Origin of the sequence: Staphylococcus sp. GDY8P45P (genome assembly GCF_017892745.1) — a bacterium.
Lineage (GTDB): Bacteria > Bacillota > Bacilli > Staphylococcales > Staphylococcaceae > Staphylococcus > Staphylococcus cohnii.
The window spans coordinates 148,789-166,396 of record NZ_JAESLS010000005.1 but is presented as its reverse complement, the minus strand read 5'-3'; the positions used below and the strand labels follow the sequence as shown (position 1 = coordinate 166,396).

Sequence of the window (17,608 nt, the reverse complement as noted above, 5' to 3'; positions counted from 1 at the left end):
AAAAATTAGAAAATGAGAACGAAACTTATGATTCGCAATCTCATGCTGTTTTATTATTAATCAATGAAGTTGGGATAACATTTTAAAAGCTATCCCAAACTTATTAATATTTATTAGAATTCTAATGTTGCTTTTGCTTTTTCAACGATATCGTTTTTGTTTGGTAACCAAACATTTTCAGCTTGAGTAAACGGATAAACGGTATCAGCAGCAGCTACACGAGCAATTGGTGCTTCTAATGATAGAATTGCGCGCTCTGCTAATTCTGAAGCAACTGTAGCTCCAACACCAGCTTGACGTTGTGCTTCTTGAACTACGACTGCACGTCCAGTTTTTTCTACTGAAGCAACTAACGTTTCTAAGTCGATTGGTTGTACCGTACGTAAATCAATAACTTCCACTGAATGACCATCTTTTTCTAATTCTTCAGCAGCTTTTAATGATTCTTGTACCATGGCACCATAAGCGATTAATGTAATGTCATTACCTTCTTGTTTGACACTCGCTTTGCCGATTTCAATTGTATACTCTTCATCAGGCACTTCTTCACGGAAAGAACGATACAATTTCATGTGCTCTAAATATACAACTGGGTCGTTACTTCTAATTGCAGAAATTAATAATCCTTTTGCATCATAAGGACTAGATGGGATGACTACATTCAATCCTGGTGATTGAGCTAAGATACCTTCTAAATTATCTGCGTGTAATTCAGGTGTGTGTACACCACCACCAAATGGGGCGCGGATAGTTACTGGTGCTTGTTTTGAGTTACCAGAACGGAAACGTGTACGCGCAATTTGACCTGCAACAGAGTCAAATACTTCAAATACGAATCCTAAGAATTGGATTTCCATAACTGGACGGTAACCTTGTGTAGTTAAGCCTAGAGCTAAGCCACCAATTCCAGATTCTGCTAAAGGTGTATCAAATACTCGGTCTTCACCGAATTCTTTTTGTAATCCTTCAGTTACACGGAATACACCACCGTTAACACCGACGTCTTCACCGAAAAGTAAGACATTTTCATCATTTTGTAATTCGGTTTTAAGCGCATTATTAATCGCTTGAACCATTGTCATTTGTGCCATCGGTTACTTCGACTCCTTCTCTTTATAGATTTCATATTGTTCTGCTAAATGTTGAGGCATTTCTTCATACATATTTTCCATTAAGTCTGTAACTTTTTGTTTTTCTGTATTATCCGCTTCTTTAATAGCAGTTTTAATTTCAGCTTTCGCACGATCGATTACTTCGTTTTCTTTCTCTTCAGTCCATAGACCTTTATTTTCAAGATGTTTTCTGAAACGAACTAATGGATCTTTTTTCTCCCATTCAGAATCTTCGTCTGAAGTTCTGTATTTCGTTGGATCGTCTCCAGCCATTGTATGTGGACCGTAACGATAAGTGATTGTTTCAATAAGTGTTGGACCTTCACCGTTTACAGCACGATCACGCGCTTCTTTAGTCGCTTGATATACTGCAAGTGCATCCATTCCATCTACTTGTATACCAGGAATACCTACTGAGATAGCTTTTTGAGCTAAAGTTTCAGCAGCTGTTTGTTTACTACGTGGTGTAGAAATCGCATAGTTATTATTTTGAATTACAAAAATTGCTGGCGCCTTGTAAGCTGAAGCGAAGTTAATACCTTCATAGAAATCACCTTGTGAAGAACCACCATCACCAGTATATGTGATTGCTACAGCTTGTTTCCCACGTTTTTTAAGTCCAAGTGCAACACCAGCTGTTTGTACGTATTGTGCGCCGATAATAATTTGTGGGCTTAGTGCATTAACACCTTCAGGCATTCTATTTCCTTTAAAGTGACCTCTAGAGAATAAAAATGCTTCAGTTAATGGCAGACCTTGCCAAATTAATTGTGGAACATCACGATAACCAGGAAGAATAAAGTCTTCTTGTTCTAATGCATATTGAGAAGCTAATTGTGAAGCTTCTTGACCAGCAGTAGGTGCATAGAATCCTAATCTCCCTTGTCTATTTAGTGAAATAGAACGTTGATCAAGAATACGTGTCCAAACCATTCTTTCCATTAATTCTACTAATTGCTCGTCTGATAAATCAGGTACTAGATCTTTATTAACGATATTACCGTCTTCATCCAAAATTTGGATCATTTCAAATTGAGATTCAGTATCTTTCAATACTTTCTCTGCATCGAATTGGGCTTTCAATTTCGGAGCCATTCAATTCACCATACCTTTCCCGTATAATAGAAATTCATTTTATCCTTTAACATTGTATCACAAAACTGTTTCACTGTTAAACAAATATGAAAAGTTCTGTAATACAGTAAATAGGTACAGTTTTAAAACTGTATCACTATTTTCAAACATGCTGTACTATCTTTTTTACAAGGTTCAAAGTGTCCACTCCCAAAAGAATGTAAGCGTCCTCATTTAATATGCTATAGTTATTTACCTTAAATTTCAAATTAATAGCATTTTAAGTTAGTTTAAATTATCTACATCTTGTTTTTCTTTATTTACTTTTTCCATTGCATCTTTGTATTTATTAAAAGATTTGTCCATAGTTTTATATGATTTGGATACAGCTTCTGTCTTTTTATTCATTTCTTCTTGGTTAGCTTGATCACGAGTTCCATATTCAAATAAATCTTTTTCTTTGTTCATAATATTCTTGTATGCATTTGCATAGTTATCATGTGCTTTATATTTATCTTTTAAAGCATCATTTAATTCTTTCACTTCTTTTTTCTTATCTTCATCACTAATATTATCTAAATGTTTTTGTGCTTTTTTAAATTCTTTTTCTGAATTATCTAACGCATTTTCTTCTTTTTTAAATTCTTTTTGTCTTTCTTCAACATTATCTACAATTTTTTCAGAAGTTTGTTTGGCTTCTTGTTGGTCTTTCCCATTGATTTTTTTCACTAGCTTTTGTTTCTTTTGCTCTAGTTCATTAAGTTTTTTGCCTACTGATGAAACAGGCTTTTCTTCATCGAATGCTTGTTGTATTTTTTCATTATAATCTTTTATTTCACCTTTATCAGTTGTACATCCAGCTATAAGTACTGTGGAAGCTAGTATGGCACCAATACCATATTTAAATTTCATTTTGAGAAATCCTCCTTTTTCGTGTGCTATATTATATAATAAATTTTAATAAATCAAATTTATTACTGTATTTTATTTGGTAATCTTTGGTATATTTTATATTAAGGAAGGTGTATGAACAAATGTTAACAATGAAAGATATAATTAGAGATGGACATCCAACACTACGTGAAAAAGCTAAAGATGTCGAAGTCCCATTATCAGATGAAGATAGAGAGACATTAAAATCTATGAGAGCATTTTTAATAAATAGTCAAGATGAAGAAACTGCTAATAAATATGGTCTTCGTTCTGGCGTTGGACTTGCAGCGCCACAAATCAATATTTCTAAAAAAATGATTGCCGTCTATTTACCAGATGATGGAGAAGGTAAAAGTTATGACTTGATGTTAGTAAATCCTAAAATTATGAGTCATAGCATTCAAGAAGCCTATCTACCTACTGGTGAGGGTTGCTTAAGTGTAGACGAAAATGTACCAGGACTAGTACACCGTAAATATAGAGTTACAGTTAAAGCGAAAGATATAGATGGTAATGATGTTAAATTACGTTTAAAAGGTTATCCAGCTGTTGTAGTTCAACATGAAATAGACCATATTAATGGCATCATGTTTTATGATCACATAGATTCAGAACATCCACTGCAACCTCATGAAGATGCAGTAGAAGTATAAAAAAAGAACTGTTAGTAGATGTGGCAATTGCACACGTTTACTAACAGTTCTTTTTACATAAAATCGTCTCTTCTTTCATGGTACATGATGTTCAATTCTTGTAATTCTTTCTTCAAAGCATTTAATTCTTGAATATCAATAAATACCGGATCATGATTGTGCTTTACATAATTTTGATCTTCATTCACAGTATCAATGATTTCATTGTAATTGAAAAACATGATAACTTGTTCCGCACGTATTTCAAATGTGATATCTTGAAAGACCTTATCAGTTCGTTGTTTTTCATTTTTAATATCTTCAACAATACGCTTCACTTTATCCATAGCAACCACCTTCATTTCATCTCTATTACTTTTTCACTTTATATTATTAATTATTATATTTCCTTTTAATCATAATTAATTTTTATTATCGACTCAAGCTATTTGATAATTCATTTAATATTTCAAAATGATTTGTTTAAATTTACTAAGTTAAATACCTTATATATAGTGAATCACTTTTTTCTACATATTAAGTATAAGCAGAAAATAAAACTGCTTTATTTATTCTACTACATCATGTAAAATGAGAAATAACTGAAAACATACAAATGCTTTCTATTTGTATTTTTCTATACGAACGAATTTAAAATGACCCTAGAAACATACTGGGCAAATGCTCGTATGTTCTCTTTATATAAAACGTAGTTTCAATACACTTTTAGTAAATATCATTTTATTTAAAATTAAGAAGCTCACAAAATAATATACATTTCAGGGTTTATATAAATAATTTAACCAAAATTTAGGAGGAAATAGATATAATGGCAGTATTTAAAGTATTTTTTCAACATAACAAAGAAGAAGTAGTTGTTAGAGAACACACACAAACTATTTATGTTGAAGCTCAATCAGAAGAACAAGTAAGAAGATATTTGAAAGACCGTAATTACAATATCGAGTTTATTACTAAACTTGAGGGCGCACATTTAGAATATGAAAAACAATCCGATCACTTTAATGTGGAGCAAGCTGAGTAATGAAACAAATTCATAAAAATGAAGTTGCGGTTTATGCCCTTGGTGGCTTAGGTGAAATTGGAAAAAACACTTATGCCGTAGAATATCAGGATGAAATCGTAATTATAGATGCAGGTATCAAATTCCCTGATGATAACTTATTAGGTATTGATTACGTGATTCCTGACATTACTTATTTAGAACAGAACCAAGACAAAATAGTTGGTCTGTTTATAACACACGGCCACGAAGACCATATAGGTGGTGTGCCCTACCTATTAAAACAAATAAACGTGCCTATATATGGTGGACCATTAGCTTTAGGTTTAATCAGAAATAAGTTGGAAGAACATCACTTGTTAAGAACAACAAAACTTATTGAAATTGAAGAAAGTTCCGTTATCAAATCTAAACATTTCGAAGTTTCTTTCTATTTAACAACACATAGTATTCCAGAATCATATGGTGTTATTGTTAATACACCAGAAGGTAATATTGTTCACACTGGAGATTTCAAATTTGATTTTACGCCAGTTGGTGAACCAGCAAATATAGCGAAAATGGCGAAACTCGGAGAAGAAGGTGTACTTTGTTTACTTTCAGACTCTACTAACTCACTAGTTCCTGATTTTACATTAAGTGAACGTGAAGTGGGCCAAAATGTTGAAAAGATATTCCGTAATTGTAGTGGTAGAATTATCTTTGCAACTTTTGCTTCTAATATCTATCGTGTTCAGCAAGCAGTCGAAGCTGCAATTAAACACAACCGTAAAATTGTAACTTTTGGTCGTTCAATGGAAAACAATATTAAAATTGGTATGGAACTCGGTTATATAAAAGCACCACCTGAAACTTTTATAGAACCAAACAAAATTAATAGTGTTCCTAAACATGAGTTACTCATTTTATGTACAGGTTCACAAGGTGAACCAATGGCAGCTTTATCAAGAATTGCTAACGGTACACACAAACAAATAAAAATCATTCCAGAAGATACTGTAGTATTTAGTTCTTCCCCTATTCCAGGTAATACTAAAAGTATCAACCGCACCATAAATTCATTATATCGCGCTGGTGCTGAAGTAATACACAATAAGGTTTCAAACATTCACACATCTGGACACGGATCTAAAGGCGATCAACAATTGATGTTACGCTTACTACGTCCAAAATTCTTCCTGCCTATTCATGGCGAATATCGTATGTTAAAAGCACACGGTCAATCAGGAATTGAATGTGGCGTAGAACCAGACAACGTGTTTATCTTTGATATCGGTGACGTCTTAGCTTTAACTCATAATTCAGCTAGAAAAGCTGGAAGAATACCATCTGGCAATGTGCTAGTCGATGGTAGCGGTATTGGAGATATCGGAAATGTAGTTATTCGAGATAGAAAATTATTGTCTGAAGAAGGTTTAGTCATCGTCGTCGTTAGTATAGACTTTAAAACAAACAAACTACTTTCAGGCCCTGACATTATTTCTCGTGGTTTTGTTTACATGCGTGAATCTGGTCAATTAATTTATGATGCCCAAAGAAAAATCAAAACAGATGTTATTTCTAAACTGAACCAAAATCCAGAAATACAATGGCATCAAATTAAATCATCAATCATTGAAACGCTACAACCATATTTATTTGAGAAAACAGCACGTAAGCCAATGATTTTACCAGTGATAATGAAAGTAAATGAAGGTGATGCACCTTCTCAAAATAAAAAGCCACAAAATAAACCAAATCAAAAAAAAGACAGTACTAAAAAACACAATACTAAATCTCAAAACAAAAACACAAAAGTTTCTAACAATAAAGATAATAAAAACACAACTCAGAAACCAAAAAAAGATGATAATCAATCGGATCAATCATCAGAATCGTAATCATATCCAAAAATATAATCAACTTTTCAAAATAAAGCACTCATCCATTTGCTATGGATGAGTGCTTTTTATATTAAAATACTTGCTATTTTGAACGTATTGTTTTGCCTGTGGATGAGGATATAGTATACCTCTACAGTATCTCACATACATAATTCACATCGCGATCACCAGTTAACAAAATCAGTTAAGAATTAAAAAAGAAGGGTTTGGGCACCATTGATTTGTCCCTATCCCTTCTTTAATTTATATATTATTATTTATCTAACTACCTTTTTTTCAAATCGGTTTAAGTCATTGTCATGACCAATCATAATTAAAATATCTCCAATTTCAATATTTATGTTTGGATCTGGAGATACGATAATATCTCTGCCTCTTTTAATAGCGATAATACTTATACCATATTGAGCTCTAATATCTAATTCTATTATTGTTTGGCCTGCCATCTTTTCACTAACTTTAATTTCTACTATTGAATGTTCATCTGCTAATTCTAAATAATCTAAAACACTAGCACTAGCTACATTATGTGCAATTCTTCTGCCCATATCTCTTTCAGGATGAACAACAGTATCTGCACCAATTTTATTTAAAATTTTAGCATGATAATCATTTTGAGCCTTAGCCGTTACTTTCTTAACGCCCAACTCTTTTAAAATTAAAGTCGTTAACGTACTAGATTGAATATTTTCGCCTATTGCAACAATAACGTGATCAAAATTTCTAATGCCTAAACTTTTCATCACTGCTTCATCGGTTGTGTCAGCAATTACAGCATGTGTGGCAATATCACTATATTCATTCACACGTGCTTCATCCATATCAATCGCCATGACATCCATATCTAAGGCATTTAATTCTCTAACAATACTACCACCAAAACGACCTAAACCTATAACCACATATTCTTTATCCATATGCGTCCTCCAAAAATAAGATAATTGAAATATATCAAATATTAGTAGTTTAAACAATAAACATTACTACTGTATTTAAGTATATTTGTCTACTTTTTACCTTCAACATATTTTTTATCAAAAACAAATAATCTCAATAATAATATTAGCGATGGAATTAATAAAAGTAAACCTAAAATAAACGCGATGATTAAAGCAATAGCCATACCACTATTAACAACATGTTCATCTATGCGAATATATGGATATAAAATATATGGTAATTTACTTGCACCATAGCCGAAGAACGCAAAAGCCATTTGTAAAATTACTAAGATAAATGCAAAACCGTGCCACTTTTTCATCAATGTAAGTAACATTGCACCAGCAAAACATAGTAAGCTGAGTACAAACATCCACCAATAATCAAATACTGCTGTATAGAAATGCGTCTCATTTTGCAATCTTAATGATAGAAATACAAATAATGAAATAGCAATCATTGGCGGTCCCCAAAATAAGAACCAGTATCTTAATAAACCATAAGCAGGTTTATCATTTGCTTTAGAAGCATAATAAGTTAAAAATCCAGACGAAATATAAAGTACGGATATAATTGCAAGAAATACAACTGACCATGAATATGGACTTAACAATAATTCAAACCAATTTAAATCTAAATGGTTACTTGAGCCAGTAATATAACCACCTTCAGAAATCGTTAAAGTAGTGGCTAAGGCTGCAGGTATGAATAAACCTGCTAAACCATATAGTACAAGCCACGGTAGTTTTGTATCTGGTCCATAGTTTTCAAAGGCATAAAAGCCACCTCTAATGGACAACAATATCAACGCAATAGATGCTGGTAAAAGCAATACTGTACCGAAATACTTAGCTGTATCTGGGAAAAAACCAACCATTCCTACGAAAAAGAATACGAAGAAAACATTCGTCACTTCCCAAACTGGATTAAGGTAACGTGCAATCAAGTGATTAATTTTTTTATCTTGTTTTGTTATTTTAGCGTGTAGCGTAAAGAAACCAGCACCAAAATCAATTGATGCAACAATAATATAACAAAATAAGAATATCCATAGTACCGTGATACCTATATATGCGAATACCATCATGCATCACCTCTTTCCGATGAAGTTACTTCAAATTCTTCATATGCTGGTTTATCCTTAAACATTCTTATTAATACATAAGAAGAAGTAACAATTAATATTAAATATAATATACCAAATAATATTGTTACGAGTGTTAAGCCACCTGCTTGAGTAGCCGCTTCAGCCACTTTTAGATATCCACGTACAATCCAAGGTTGACGCCCTTGTTCCGTTAAGAACCAACCAAACTCTATCGCTAACATCGCTGCAGGTCCTGTTAATAAAGCACCGTATAGCATTGGTTTTGAATAAGTGAATTTCCGTAATTTTTTAAAGCATAATGTTAGTACAAATGCAGCTGAAACAATTAAACAGAAGACACCCATTGACACCATTAAGTCAAAGTAATAATGGACAATCATTGGAGGATGCAATTCTTTTGGAAATTCATCCAACCCTTTCACTTTAGTATTGACATTGTTGTCAGCCAAGAAACTAAGTAGACTCGGAATTTTAATTGCTCCAGTTACTTCTTGTGTCTCTTCATTTAAAGAACCAAAAAGTACTAAATCGGCATTGGATTCCGTATCAAAATGCCACTCATACGCAGCTAATTTTTCTGGTTGTTCTTGATGTAAAAATTTTGCAGATAAATCTCCTGCTAACATTGAACCTAAAGTAAAGATAATGCCAAGAATCATTGTTAATTTCAATGCTTTTTTATGATATTCTGCATCTTTTTTAAACTTATTTTTCACTAACTTGAAAGCAGCAATGGCAGCTAGTACAAAAGCCATCGTCATAAAAGCAGTCGTTACAACGTGAAAAGATCTTATTAAAAATGAATCGTTAAACATTGCTACCCAAGGTTCAACATTTATCATTTTACCATTCTTAATATCAAAACCAGCTGGTGTATTCATAAATGAATTGACAGCCGTAATAAAGAAGGCAGAGAAAGAACCTCCAATAATCACTGGTATACTAATTAAAAAATGTGTCCATTTACTCTTAAATCTATCCCAAGTGTATAAATATATACTTAAGAAAATTGCTTCAAAGAAAAACGCAAATGTTTCCATAAATAACGGTAATGCAATCACATGGCCACCCATTTGCATAAATGTCGGCCATAATAATGACAGTTGTAATCCTATAATCGTACCTGTTACAACCCCAACTGCCACAGTAATTGTATAACCTTTAGACCATCTTTTGGCTAATGTTATATAATGAGGATCATTCTTTTTAATCCCTAAAAACTCAGCAACTGCAAACATCAATGGGACACCTACACCAATTGTTGCAAATATGATATGCACTGCGAGTGTCATTGCAGTTAGAAAACGAGCTAATTCAACTGAATCCATAATATCACCTTTTTAATTTATTTGTGACAAAAATCACAACGTCCATTCATTATAAACCCAATGGCTATGTTTTAAAATTAGTTAAACTCAGAATTAAGTGACAAATTAATGACCAATTACATGCAATTTTATAACTTGAATTTTAATTAAAAGTCACTTACTATTATAGAAAACGACTTTGTAGAAAGGATTGATGTTGAATGACTGATATCATCATTTACACACAGAATGACTGCCCTCCTTGTACCTTTATTAAAAACTATTTAACTGATAAAGGCTTTAAATATATAGAAAAAAACATCGCTAATCAGCAATATCGAAATGAAATGATTGATTATGATGCTTTTGCAACACCTTTTATATTATTGAATGGTGAACCGATGTACCAAGTTGATATGGAAAAAATTAACCAAACCTTAAATATTGAAACAACACATTAAACCTCTCAAATACAAACACATTAACTAAATCAACTGAAATAATGCTAAATGTACTATTTTAAACGGGTTAACTAACCATAACCTAATTTCAACTGTAATAAACAATTTAGTGAGTTGTGAATTCTCCAAAACTACTCAACTTCGCATACATTTCCATACCATTCAAATAAATTTCAATATAACTATAAAAAGCGTCTAGGACATAAAGTTCTTGAACAAGTGAAAAAGACAATATCTATTGGATAATATAGAAATTGCCTTTTTCATTAAAAATCATTTCAACAATTTCATTAGCATGTCGTGACATATCATTTGTGGGAATAAGAATTGAAGTTCCATTGGTAGTGTAAGTTGAGTCACATTATAATCTTTATACATGAGGCACCTCGTTAATATAGTTCAATAGTGTTTATTAGATTATACATGATGACCTAATTTTTTAAGTATTTGAATGTAAAATCACATATGGATGCGACGTATTTCGGCGAGACTCTTGTGGGAATAGGACAAGCTGAAGACTATAGGCTGAAGCTGTCCCCTAAGAAAGCGAGCCAACAAAACGAAGCATTGAATAAAAAAGAAGCACTCAGATGAATTGATTTAAATCATCTGAGTGCTATTTTTCTGGGATTTGTGTCCCAATCTTTTTTATTTCGTATAATTACTTACTAAGTCTTGTACTTCTTCAGAAGTAGCACAGTTAATTGCTTTTTGTGCCAATTCTTCCATTTCATTTTTACTTAACCCTTTAATTTGACGGCGTGCTTTAAGAATTGATGTAGCACTCATAGAGAATTCATCTAATCCTAAACCTAATAGTAATGGAATAGCAGTTTCATCTCCGGCCATTTCTCCACACATTCCAGTCCATTTACCTTCATTATGAGAAGCATTAATCACTTGTTGCACTAAACGTAAAATTGCTGGATTGTATGGTTGATACAAGTATGACACTCGCTCTGACATACGATCTGCAGCCATTGTATATTGAATTAAATCATTCGTTCCAATACTGAAGAAATCTACTTCTTTAGCAAAAACATCTGCTAATGCAGCTGTTGAAGGTATTTCTACCATGATACCAACTTCTATATCATCAGATACTTCAATACCTTCATTTGTTAAATTTTCTTTTTCTTCTAATAATAATGCTTTAGCATCACGGAATTCTTTGATTGTCGCTACCATTGGGAACATAATATTTAATTTCCCATAAACTGACGCACGTAATAAGGCACGCAATTGTGGTCTGAAAATCTCAGGTTGATCTAGACATAAACGAATTGCACGATAGCCTAAGAACGGGTTCATTTCTTCTGGTAAATTTAAATATGGTAGTTCCTTATCTCCACCTATATCTAAAGTACGAACAACAACACGTTTATCTTCCATTGTTTCAAGCACTTTTTTATAAGCTTCAAACTGTTCGTCTTCAGTTGGCATTTCGTCTCTACCCATATATAAAAATTCAGTACGATATAATCCGACACCTTCAGCACCATTTTCAATTACACCTTTTAAATCATTTGGTGTACCGATATTAGCAGCAAGTTCAGCATGAACACCGTCAACAGTTGTTGTTTCTTCATCGCGTAATTTTTGAAGCTCTTTCTTATCTTCAAAGAAACGTTCGCGTTTGTTTTGGTATGCAATGACTTCGTCTTCTGTAGGATCAATTATCACTTCACCAGTCAAACCATCAACAATAATCATGTCACCTTGTTTAACTTCTTCCGTTATTGATTTCGTACCTACTACTGCAGCAATTTCAAGTGAGCGACTCATAATTGCTGAGTGAGAAGTTCTGCCTCCAATATTTGTAACAAAACCTTGTACAAATTCCTTGTTTAATTGAGCAGTATCTGAAGGCGTTAAATCATTACCTATAATAACAACGCTTTCATCAATCATACTAGGATTAGGTAACTCCACACCTAATATATGTGCTAAAGCTCGTTTCGACACATCGCGAATATCTGCAGCACGCTCTTTCATGTATTCATTATCCATTGCTTCAAAAATAGTAATGAATTGTCCAGTCACATCAGAAAGCGCAGTTGGTGCGTTAACTTGTTCATTTTTAATTTTGTCTTCAATCGGTTGAATTAACTCTGGATCATCCAAGACTAATAAATGTGCATCAAAAATAGCAGCTTTATCAGCGCCGAGATTTTTTTCGGCATTATTTCTGATTTTTGTTAATTCAACTTTAGATGTTTCAATAGCATTTTGAAACTTAGCAATTTCTGCGTCGACATCTTGAATCTTTTCACTATCGTATGAAAGATCAGGTTCAACTAATAAATATGCTTTAGCAATTGCTACGCCATCTGAAGCAGCAATGCCATTAATATAATTAGTCATATTATTTAGTTAATCCTTCTTTTGATAAGATATCAGTAATCGCTTCCATTGCATCTGTTTCATCACTACCGTCAGCATAGATTGTAATTTCAGCATCTTTACCTACGCCTAAACTCATAACACCCATGATTGATTTCAAGTTAACTTTTTTACCGTTATATTCTAATTGAATATCTGAATCAAACTTTGATGCAGTTTGAACAAGCATTGTAGCTGGACGTGCATGAATACCTGTTTCGTCAATAATTACATATGATTTTTGTTCCATAATATGATGTCTCCTTCGTATAGTTAGAATCGTTAGTTTATTATAAAACCTAGCATAGTTTTATATAATAACATTACCAAATTATACATATAAATTCAATTCGTTGCACCCATGATATGACAATATTCATTGAATATTGTTTCTTTTTATGAAAACGCTCCACTATTCCATTAAAGATTTAGCAACCTTTTCACATTTTTCAATATGATCATCGCCGATTTTTTTCATAAAGTAATAGCTGATAGAAGCTGAGATGGCTTGACCTACAAGTGGGAACCATTTCGTCTGTTTTGCAGCCATACGTTTTGCAACGTCTCTGATAACCACTTTTAATATGGCATTAGATACTTTTCTACCGACAAATTGACTGCCTTGTATTGCAGCTGCTGTAAAAATACGTTCTTTTACATCTTCTCTCATCGAATTAACTTGTTTGTGATCTAAGCCATAAATTTTATTAACATCTTCAATGATATCTCTCATTAGCTTGATATCTACACCAAAGTCAAGACCTGGTATTGGTACAATACTCACACTCGAAGATAACACTGATTTTTTTCTCACTATAGCTTGGGCACGTTGACGACGTTCATCCAATTCAATGTTCGTCGTTGGTATGCTACTTTTATTTTTTATATCTTCAATATTTAAAACTTTATTTCCGACTTTCTGTGTTACGTTATTAGTTATTTTATTCTTAAAACTCATGATATTCACTCCTTGATAAAATCTAGTACTGTAAAATGATTACCCTATTTCAAAGAAATTACTGTATATTTACAAAAATAGCTTTCAAATATTTTGAAGGTTTGTAATGTGGATGTGTTTTAAAATCTTTTGGTAATCCCATAACTTCTGATAATTCAAAATCAACTTCTGCACTATTTAGAGTGTCTTTAATCATCTTCTTAAATGCTTTTAATGAAAATGTACTATTGTTTGTACACAATAATAAAGTTCCACCTGGTGAAAGTACGTCCAAAGCACCTAAAATTAATTTATCGTAATCTTTCAATACTGAAAATGTTTTTTTCTTATTTCTAGCAAAACTAGGTGGATCAATCACAATTGTGTCATATAGTAAATCATGACGGCGTGCGTAATTAAAATAATCAAAGGTATCCATTACAAATATATATTGTGTTTTTGGATCAATTGCATTTAAACCAAAATTTTCTTCTGTTAAGGTACGTGATCTATTAGCTAAATCAACACTAGTCGTCACTTTGGCTTTTTCTGCTGAGATAACTGAAAAAGCGCCAGTATAACTAAACACATTTAACAAATATCTATCTTCGGCAAAGTGGTCTCGTAATTTCTTACGCACTTCTTTTTGGTCCAAGAAAATACCTGTCATAGGACCATCATTTAAATCAACATTATAAAACGTGAAATTTTCTTCGATTACAATAGGAAATTCCGGTGCCTCACCATCAACAAATCCACCAGCTATCTGAGCATCTTTAAATCGCATTTTTTCAAATAAAGAATTATATTTAAAGGTATTTTTTAAGGCACTTAAAATTTGATAACGATATTTATAAATACCTTTAGAATACCATTGTATTAAAAAGTGACCGTTATAGTTATCAATTGTCACGCCACCTACACCGTCACCTTCACCATTAAAAATTCTAAAAGCGTTGGTACCCTCAATGTTATAAAAATATGCTCTTTCTTGTTTAGCAATTTCAAAAAGTCTCTCAAAGAATTGAGTATTAATCACTTCGTTTTCGTCATAACTTAATACCCAGCCAAGACCTTTATGTTGTCTTCCGACATATGCTGTTGCAATATAGCTTTGTTCATCATTGATTAATGAGAATAAATCGCCCTCTTTCAAATGGTCATGCGCAAATACATCATCTTCGTCGATTAATGGGTATCCATTTAGATATTTCGTTTCTTTACCTTTATTTAATGTGGCAGTTTTCATAATTATATGTCAGCCTTTCTACTAATTTTATAATTTATGCTTTCTTATTCTATCATCTCAATAATCATAGTAACATCATTTATATGTAATTGAATGCTTTCTCAATTCACACATTGTATCGTTTTTCATTAAAATCATCAGGTGCTCTGCGCCATTACAATCATGAACAAAAAAAGAACTGGCGTATAGCTAAGGCCAGTTCTTTTAAAAATATATTTACTTGTTAATCTTTTGAAGGTTCACGTAATTTAATAATGAATGATACAATCACTGCTATTAACATCACAAACAATATAGGCGTAATGAAAATAGACAATAAAAGACCATGAACCATGATATTCACAAATTCTGTGAACAATTTGAAAAATAATATACTTACCATAAATAACTGCAGATAATAGAATTTATCTCTCAAGTAGTTTGTTAATGTCGTTAATATATAAGCAATGATAATCAGCATCAATAATAATAAAGTAATCCATTCAATCACATATTGTGTTTGAGAAATTTCCCAATTACCTGAAACAAATAATGCGTTTCTATTATTAAATTCTATGATTGTAAAGAATAATAATACAACACCACAAAATATTTCTACATAAGCTGATTTAACCCACTTTGGTATTTTCATCCAATTTGGTATATCATCCTCTTGTATATCAATAATATTCTTCCATTTTTCGATAAATTTGTCTTTTTTATCTCTTAATTTTTGAATATCAACACTTCTACGTGTTTTTCGAGTAAACTCAGTTGTCTTATCTTGTAAACTTTTCAAATGTTCTTTCGTTTGGTTTGTAACTGTACCTTTGCTTGTTCTCGATAATTCAGGTTCCTCTTCACCTAATTCTTGTTTTGTTAAAGGTAGTGCCCTTCTTAAAAACAAGAAGTTCCAAATCGACATTTGACCTAATAGCCACATCAATAAAAAGAATGAATTTACACTCAAAATATCAATTGGAATGATTTCGTCACTATCTATTCTTCCATATAACACGATTTGTGTAATTAAATAGCTTATGCCATAACTGAAAATAATTAATAAATAATGATATTTTCTATGATTTGGATTTAATTCATCTTTATATACAATATACCCAATATGAATCACAAATGGGATGATAAAAATGATGGCAAAAAAACTATAAACTTGTGTCATTAAAATAAGTGTTATAATGAAGAACAGTATTCCTATAACTAAGAAGAAGATTGAAACATCATAATCGTATCTTGTTGTTCTTAATAGAGTGAATCCAAGTAGGATAACTGCAATACCAAATAAAATAATTAACACTGCACTTATAACTGGGAAATTCCCTATATAATTACTCATAACTCTTATGATTTCTGCAAAAAATGCATTTATAAAATCCCAAACATTATGAATATGTAATTCGATTTTACCTTTATCCTTTAAATCATGGATCATAGATAAATTTATTAAAATGATGAGACCTGTGAAGAGCGAAACGATGCCTATTATATAACTATATAATATCTCAGCGTGTTTCTTTAAAAAAGACATACCATTCACCTCAAAGTTATTATATATTAACATTTAGTTCTTGTCTTTAATAAATCAATAAATAAGTCTATAGTATGATAGAAAATAGTTGTACAGTCAAGTTTCCACCAAACATAATCAATTAAACAAATATTTCAAATTCAAAGAAATACATACCGATAAATCTTTATGGTTTAGTTTTCAAATGAAGTGGTATATTGAAAATATAAGTAATTTGAATATTGAAGGAGTGTTTAACTATGAGTAAAGAAGAATTAAATAAAAAAGCAGCTGAAAAAGCAAAAGAAGCTGAAGATAAATTAAAAGATAAAAAAGAATCTGCTGAAGAGAGTACTGAAGAAACGAAAAAAAATATTCAAGATACTCTAGATTAAAATACACGCTTTTGATTTCTAAATGAGTATTGCTTTTTAACACAAAAGGACTAATCTGTGTAAAAATGGATTAGTCCTTTTTTTGATATCATGTCGTTTTTTACCGTGCATGTTTGACTGAAGATATGATCTATGATCCACATAATCCCAGTTACTAGTCACTCATAACATCTTACCTATGCGTCAAAACATACAACATCCTAGCAAAGATGTATTTGAACAACAGAAAAACTTCAGCATAAGTTAAACACCACATATCATTTATCGTGATATGTAATTGACCTTAAATATTTACTTTTATTATTACAAACGTTGAACGAAACAATTTTTAACTACCAAACACACACAGCCATATCACCAAATTTTTAAACTAATGCGCTCTATTTAACCTTACGTTATGTTGTACGATTTAGGTTATAAATATTAATTTCAACGTGAATACACCTTGACATAACTAATTAAAAGTCATACATTATAGTTAAAATTAAAAATTAATATTCGCACTAGGGGTGTTTTGTGACTGAGATGAGGTATACCCTCAAACCCTTTGAACCTGATCTAGATTAAACTAGCGTAGGAAAGTGTATCGTGATATGTTTTTGGTATCCGTATGCCTATATTTAACGCGCAACTTCTAGAGGGTTGTGCGTTTTTTTATTGGAGGAGAA

General features: G+C 31.9%; 17 protein-coding genes and 1 riboswitch. Of the genes, 5 read left to right on the top strand and 12 right to left on the bottom strand.

Annotated features, from left to right (window positions below):
- Positions 1-113: 113 nt before the first annotated feature.
- From KA873_RS04290 to KA873_RS04280, 3 genes are all read right to left on the bottom strand, one after another.
- Positions 114-1,091, bottom strand: a complete 978-nt coding sequence (locus KA873_RS04290; protein ID WP_107384415.1) for an alpha-ketoacid dehydrogenase subunit beta — start codon at positions 1,089-1,091, stop codon at positions 114-116.
- 3 nt (positions 1,092-1,094) lie between these two features.
- Entirely contained in the window at positions 1,095-2,207 is a 1,113-nt protein-coding gene (gene pdhA / locus KA873_RS04285; protein WP_019467848.1) for a pyruvate dehydrogenase (acetyl-transferring) E1 component subunit alpha, read from the bottom strand.
- A gap of 264 nt (positions 2,208-2,471) precedes the next feature.
- Positions 2,472-3,098: a YkyA family protein gene (locus tag KA873_RS04280; protein ID WP_107386106.1), complete on the bottom strand. Its 627-nt coding sequence runs from the start codon at positions 3,096-3,098 to the stop codon at positions 2,472-2,474.
- Positions 3,099-3,220: 122 nt separating this feature from the next.
- On the opposite strand from KA873_RS04280, the gene def reads away from it, so the two are divergent.
- On the top strand, positions 3,221-3,772 hold the full coding sequence (def, locus tag KA873_RS04275; protein ID WP_107384417.1) for a peptide deformylase: 552 nt from the start codon (positions 3,221-3,223) through the stop codon (positions 3,770-3,772).
- Between the two features lie 53 nt (positions 3,773-3,825).
- On the opposite strand, the gene KA873_RS04270 is transcribed toward def, so the two are convergent.
- Positions 3,826-4,098: a hypothetical protein gene (locus KA873_RS04270; protein ID WP_107505180.1), complete on the bottom strand. Its 273-nt coding sequence runs from the start codon at positions 4,096-4,098 to the stop codon at positions 3,826-3,828.
- Between the two features lie 482 nt (positions 4,099-4,580).
- Here KA873_RS04270 and KA873_RS04265 point away from each other — a divergent pair, with 482 nt between their 5' ends.
- On the top strand, positions 4,581-4,796 hold the full coding sequence (locus tag KA873_RS04265) for a DNA-dependent RNA polymerase subunit epsilon (RefSeq protein WP_019467852.1): 216 nt from the start codon (positions 4,581-4,583) through the stop codon (positions 4,794-4,796).
- Positions 4,796-6,655 carry a ribonuclease J1 gene (gene rnjA / locus KA873_RS04260; protein WP_107384419.1) on the top strand — a complete coding sequence of 620 codons (1,860 nt, stop codon included), beginning with the start codon at positions 4,796-4,798 and terminating at the stop codon, positions 6,653-6,655. The genes KA873_RS04265 and rnjA overlap by 1 nt, the downstream gene beginning before the upstream one ends.
- Positions 6,656-6,915: 260 nt before the next feature.
- On the opposite strand, the gene KA873_RS04255 is transcribed toward rnjA, so the two are convergent.
- From KA873_RS04255 to KA873_RS04245, 3 genes are all read right to left on the bottom strand, one after another.
- Complete coding sequence (locus KA873_RS04255; RefSeq protein ID WP_019467854.1) at positions 6,916-7,575, bottom strand: potassium channel family protein; 660 nt, start codon at positions 7,573-7,575, stop codon at positions 6,916-6,918.
- 89 nt (positions 7,576-7,664) lie between these two features.
- The gene (locus tag KA873_RS04250; protein ID WP_107384425.1) at positions 7,665-8,681 is read right to left on the bottom strand and encodes a cytochrome d ubiquinol oxidase subunit II; all 1,017 of its coding nucleotides are present in this window, start codon (positions 8,679-8,681) and stop codon (positions 7,665-7,667) included.
- Positions 8,681-10,033, bottom strand: a complete 1,353-nt coding sequence (locus KA873_RS04245) for a cytochrome ubiquinol oxidase subunit I (RefSeq protein WP_019467856.1) — start codon at positions 10,031-10,033, stop codon at positions 8,681-8,683. The genes KA873_RS04250 and KA873_RS04245 overlap by 1 nt, the downstream gene beginning before the upstream one ends.
- A 200-nt stretch (positions 10,034-10,233) precedes the next feature.
- On the opposite strand from KA873_RS04245, the gene KA873_RS04240 reads away from it, so the two are divergent.
- On the top strand, positions 10,234-10,473 hold the full coding sequence (locus KA873_RS04240) for a glutaredoxin family protein (RefSeq protein WP_107384420.1): 240 nt from the start codon (positions 10,234-10,236) through the stop codon (positions 10,471-10,473).
- Positions 10,474-11,121: 648 nt separating this feature from the next.
- Here KA873_RS04240 and ptsP read toward each other — a convergent pair.
- The 5 genes from ptsP to auxA form a co-directional block, all read right to left on the bottom strand.
- Positions 11,122-12,837 (bottom strand): phosphoenolpyruvate--protein phosphotransferase, encoded by a 1,716-nt coding sequence (gene ptsP, locus KA873_RS04235; RefSeq protein WP_107505179.1) that lies wholly within the window; start codon positions 12,835-12,837, stop codon positions 11,122-11,124.
- A gap of 1 nt (position 12,838) precedes the next feature.
- Positions 12,839-13,105: a phosphocarrier protein HPr gene (locus tag KA873_RS04230; RefSeq protein ID WP_019467646.1), complete on the bottom strand. Its 267-nt coding sequence runs from the start codon at positions 13,103-13,105 to the stop codon at positions 12,839-12,841.
- A gap of 162 nt (positions 13,106-13,267) precedes the next feature.
- Positions 13,268-13,813, bottom strand: a complete 546-nt coding sequence (locus KA873_RS04225; protein WP_107505182.1) for a DUF697 domain-containing protein — start codon at positions 13,811-13,813, stop codon at positions 13,268-13,270.
- Between the two features lie 58 nt (positions 13,814-13,871).
- Positions 13,872-15,041: a class I SAM-dependent rRNA methyltransferase gene (locus KA873_RS04220; RefSeq protein ID WP_210140172.1), complete on the bottom strand. Its 1,170-nt coding sequence runs from the start codon at positions 15,039-15,041 to the stop codon at positions 13,872-13,874.
- A gap of 223 nt (positions 15,042-15,264) precedes the next feature.
- Positions 15,265-16,566, bottom strand: coding sequence for a lipoteichoic acid stability factor AuxA (gene auxA / locus KA873_RS04215; protein WP_107505400.1), 1,302 nt, complete (start codon positions 16,564-16,566; stop codon positions 15,265-15,267).
- 239 nt (positions 16,567-16,805) lie between these two features.
- Between auxA and graF the strand changes: the two genes are divergently transcribed.
- On the top strand, positions 16,806-16,940 hold the full coding sequence (gene graF / locus KA873_RS04210) for a glycopeptide resistance-associated protein GraF (RefSeq protein ID WP_019467642.1): 135 nt from the start codon (positions 16,806-16,808) through the stop codon (positions 16,938-16,940).
- Positions 16,941-17,435: 495 nt separating this feature from the next.
- Positions 17,436-17,537: riboswitch (TPP riboswitch) on the top strand.
- The last annotated feature ends 71 nt before the right edge of the window (positions 17,538-17,608 follow it).

Excerpts from the sequence above, each read along its gene's own strand:
- KA873_RS04290 (WP_107384415.1), bottom strand. The coding sequence starts at position 1,091 with ATGGCACAAATGACAATGGTTCAAGCGATTAATAATGCGCTTAAAACC.
- pdhA (WP_019467848.1), bottom strand. The coding sequence starts at position 2,207 with ATGGCTCCGAAATTGAAAGCCCAATTCGATGCAGAGAAAGTATTGAAA.
- KA873_RS04280 (WP_107386106.1), bottom strand. The coding sequence starts at position 3,098 with ATGAAATTTAAATATGGTATTGGTGCCATACTAGCTTCCACAGTACTT.
- def (WP_107384417.1), top strand. The coding sequence starts at position 3,221 with ATGTTAACAATGAAAGATATAATTAGAGATGGACATCCAACACTACGT.
- KA873_RS04270 (WP_107505180.1), bottom strand. The coding sequence starts at position 4,098 with ATGGATAAAGTGAAGCGTATTGTTGAAGATATTAAAAATGAAAAACAA.
- KA873_RS04265 (WP_019467852.1), top strand. The coding sequence starts at position 4,581 with ATGGCAGTATTTAAAGTATTTTTTCAACATAACAAAGAAGAAGTAGTT.
- rnjA (WP_107384419.1), top strand. The coding sequence starts at position 4,796 with ATGAAACAAATTCATAAAAATGAAGTTGCGGTTTATGCCCTTGGTGGC.
- KA873_RS04255 (WP_019467854.1), bottom strand. The coding sequence starts at position 7,575 with ATGGATAAAGAATATGTGGTTATAGGTTTAGGTCGTTTTGGTGGTAGT.
- KA873_RS04250 (WP_107384425.1), bottom strand. The coding sequence starts at position 8,681 with ATGGTATTCGCATATATAGGTATCACGGTACTATGGATATTCTTATTT.
- KA873_RS04245 (WP_019467856.1), bottom strand. The coding sequence starts at position 10,033 with ATGGATTCAGTTGAATTAGCTCGTTTTCTAACTGCAATGACACTCGCA.
- KA873_RS04240 (WP_107384420.1), top strand. The coding sequence starts at position 10,234 with ATGACTGATATCATCATTTACACACAGAATGACTGCCCTCCTTGTACC.
- ptsP (WP_107505179.1), bottom strand. The coding sequence starts at position 12,837 with ATGACTAATTATATTAATGGCATTGCTGCTTCAGATGGCGTAGCAATT.
- KA873_RS04230 (WP_019467646.1), bottom strand. The coding sequence starts at position 13,105 with ATGGAACAAAAATCATATGTAATTATTGACGAAACAGGTATTCATGCA.
- KA873_RS04225 (WP_107505182.1), bottom strand. The coding sequence starts at position 13,813 with ATGAGTTTTAAGAATAAAATAACTAATAACGTAACACAGAAAGTCGGA.
- KA873_RS04220 (WP_210140172.1), bottom strand. The coding sequence starts at position 15,041 with ATGAAAACTGCCACATTAAATAAAGGTAAAGAAACGAAATATCTAAAT.
- auxA (WP_107505400.1), bottom strand. The coding sequence starts at position 16,566 with ATGTCTTTTTTAAAGAAACACGCTGAGATATTATATAGTTATATAATA.
- graF (WP_019467642.1), top strand. The coding sequence starts at position 16,806 with ATGAGTAAAGAAGAATTAAATAAAAAAGCAGCTGAAAAAGCAAAAGAA.